The sequence below is a fragment of the Frankia tisae genome, from assembly GCF_025403405.1.
Taxonomy (GTDB): Bacteria; Actinomycetota; Actinomycetes; order Frankiales; family Frankiaceae; genus Frankia; species Frankia tisai.
The window spans coordinates 1-3,069 of sequence record NZ_JANEZT010000545.1 but is presented as its reverse complement, the minus strand read 5'-3'; the positions used below and the strand labels follow the sequence as shown (position 1 = coordinate 3,069).

General features: G+C 72.3%; 3 protein-coding genes. 2 read left to right on the top strand and 1 reads right to left on the bottom strand.

The genetic code is table 11. From position 1 onward, the window contains the following. Positions 1 to 692: MerR family transcriptional regulator (locus tag NBZ85_RS29570; protein ID WP_261563219.1), on the bottom strand; the 692-nt coding region annotated here is incomplete at its 3' end. Positions 693 to 800: 108 nt separating this feature from the next. On the opposite strand from NBZ85_RS29570, the gene NBZ85_RS29565 reads away from it, so the two are divergent. Both NBZ85_RS29565 and NBZ85_RS29560 read left to right on the top strand, forming a co-directional pair. Next, positions 801 to 2,039, top strand: a complete 1,239-nt coding sequence (locus tag NBZ85_RS29565; protein WP_261560531.1) for a citrate/2-methylcitrate synthase — start codon at positions 801 to 803, stop codon at positions 2,037 to 2,039. Between the two features lie 250 nt (positions 2,040 to 2,289). Continuing rightward, positions 2,290 to 3,009 (top strand): hypothetical protein, encoded by a 720-nt coding sequence (locus NBZ85_RS29560; RefSeq protein ID WP_261560532.1) that lies wholly within the window; start codon positions 2,290 to 2,292, stop codon positions 3,007 to 3,009. Positions 3,010 to 3,069: the final 60 nt, after the last annotated feature.

Genomic DNA, 3,069 nt, shown 5'->3' with positions numbered 1-3,069 from the left:
GCACCACTCACCGGGGGCACCTCGGGTGGCGTCGGGAGAGCCTCGACGAGCGCCGCGACGAGGGTGCGGGCGGTGAGCAGAACGCTGTCCTCCCGCAGGTCGAAGCGCAGCGGATCGCTCGCCGCGGCGACCGAGACCGCGACCCGTAGCCGGTCGGTGAGCCGCGACCGGGCGGGCAGGATCCCACCCACCCGCTCCAGGGTGGCGGCAAGATCCGGCGACACGGACAGCACCATCGCGGGGTCCGTCCGACCGCGCCAGAGCCAGCCGGCCACGTCCTCGAAGCTGTGGTCGGCGACGAACGCGATGGCGTCGACCCCGCGGTAGTACAGGCGGCCGTCCACGACGAGGGTCAGTCGGGTGCGCACCGCCGGCAGGTCGGCGCCGGCCGGCACGGCGACGCCGCTGGCAGCAACGGTGGTAGCAGCGGCAGCCGAAGCGGCGGCAGTGGCAGCGGCGGTCGGGGCGGGATTCGCGGCAGCGGCGGTCCCGTCGGCTGTGGCGGCGCGAGCCCGCGCATGGCCCTGGGTGCGTAGCCGTTCGACCTCGGCGGGATCGAAGGTGCTACCCCGCTCGCCGGCCGCCCGCCGGCTGTGCAGCAGCCCGCGGCTGGCATAGGCGTAGACCGTTTCGAGCTTCACCCCGAGCCGGTCGGCGACCTCGCGTGACGTCAGCCGCTCACCATGACTCATCCGCGCCTCCTCCCGCTCCACCGAGTGTACCGATTCACGTTGATTACAATCAACGTTGACATGGCGTCGATAAAGGATCAACCATGGATGACGAGGAGGCGACCCATCATGGTGATCACGACTGACAACACGGCCCGCACTGGCGCCGAGAACGCAACGCAGGCAGCAGCGCAGGCAGCGGCGGCACAGGCCTCGCCCATTTCGTCGGCGGGGGTGGACGTCCCGCGGGGGCTGAAGGGGGTGGTCGTCACGCAGACGGCACTCGGCGACGTGCGCGGGCGCGAGGGCTTCTTCCACTATCGGCAGTACTCGGCCGTGGAGCTGGCCGAACGCCGATCGTTGGAGGATGTCTGGCAGCTGATGCTGTTCGGCGAGCTGCCGGACGCCGCGGCGCGGGCCGCGTTCGCCGCCCGGGTCGTGCCGTTGCGGCGGCTCCCGGCGGGCCTCGGCGAGCTGCTGCCGGCGCTCGCGCGAGCCGGGGCCCACGGGGGCGCGCTCGACGGGCTGCGCACCGCGTTGTCGCTGGCCGGTGCCGCCCGTGGCGTCGCCCCGTTGTACGACACCGACGAGGCGGCCCGCGTCGACGACGCCCTGTTCGTCGGCGCGGTCACCCCGACGCTCGTCGCCGCGCTGCACCGGCTGGGCCGCGGCCTCGCCCCGGTGGCGCCCCGCGACAACCTGCCGTTCGCGGCCAACTACCTGTACATGGTCACCGGCGCCGAACCGACCGCCGCACAGGTGCGCGCGATCGAGCGCTACCTGATCTGCACGGTCGACCACGGTTTCAACGCCTCGACGTTCACCGCCCGGGTGATCGCCTCGACCGGGGCGGACCTGGTGGCCTGCGTCGTCGGCGCGATCGGCGCGCTGTCCGGGCCGCTGCACGGCGGCGCGCCGAGCCGGGCGCTGGACACCCTCGACGCGATCGGCAGCCCCGAGCGTATCGACCCGTGGATCCGCGACCATGTCCTCGCCGGCGATCGGATCATGGGTTTCGGCCATCCCGTCTACCGGACCGAGGATCCGCGGTCGCGGTTGCTGCGCGGCGTCGCCGAGGACTTCGGCGGCGACCTCGTCGCGTTCGCGGTCCAGGTCGAGCGGCGGGTGGTGGAGCTGCTGGCCGAGCTGAAGCCGGGCCGCGAGCTGCACACGAACGTCGAGTTCTACGCCGGGGTCGTGATGGAGCTCTGCGGACTGGCACGGGACATGTTCACCCCGACGTTCGCCGTCGCCCGCACGCTCGGCTGGACGGCGAACATCCTCGAACAGGCCACCGACAGCAAGATCATTCGCCCATCGGCCCGCTACGTCGGCCCACCCGCACCCCAGCCGGTCCCGGCGCCGTAACCGATCCCGGCGCCGTAACCGGCCCCGACGTCGTAGCCGGTCCCGACGCCATAGCCATCAGCATTCCGCTTTCCGGTGCGCCATTGACGTCGCCATGACGACACTGGCGGCCGAATCCGCGGACTGTTCATCCGAGGTTCATCCGGATAGGATCGGCGCCGTCAACGACCCGACCACCACGGCGGGCGTCGTTCCTTGCTCGAAGACGAGTCGACAACCGGGCGGGGAATCCACGGACGGGGGCGGCCTGGTGAGCGATCCGATGCTGATCTGGAAAGGCAAGAACGCCGACCAGCGGCTTTTCTGGTCCCGGGCCCATTCGGACGGCAGTTGGCGCGACCAGCAGCAGGTGCGGTATTTCGCCACCAACAGGGGCGGGATCGGTGCCGCCTCCGACGGGAGCCTGACCGCCCGCGCCGCGTGGCGCGGCGCCGACGACGACAGCCGGATCTGGACGGCGGGCTGGTACGGCGACGGCTGGTCCGACCAGCAGACCCCGGCGGACGCCCCCCGCACCGAGGACCGGCCGGCGCTGGCCTTCCACAACGGCCGCGCGCTCATGGCGTGGCGCGGGGCCGGCCCCGACCAGACCATCTGGTTCTCCGAGAATCTCGGGCCGCAACGGGTCGCCGGCGGCCTGGCCGCGTCCACCCACGGCCCGGCGCTCGCCGCGTCACCGCAGGGCCTTTTCCTGGTCTGGAAGGGCTCGGGAAACGACGCGGGAATCTGGCACGCGGAGTTCCAGAACGGCCGCTGGTCGGCCCAGCGGCCCTCCCCGGGCGGAACGAGCACCGGGCCGTCGGCGGCCCACGTGGGAAACACCGTCATCACGGCGTGGAAAGGTGTCGGCGCCGACGCGCGTATGTGGACCTGCCGGAATTTCCGCGAACCGCAGATCGCCGTCGCGGACGGCGCCTTCGGCACCAGTGACACCCCGGCAATCGTGAGCACCTTCGTCACGCAGCTCTGATCGCCCGGGTCGGGTGGGGACGCGCTCCCGCGTCCCCACCCGACCCGGTACAGCCACCCC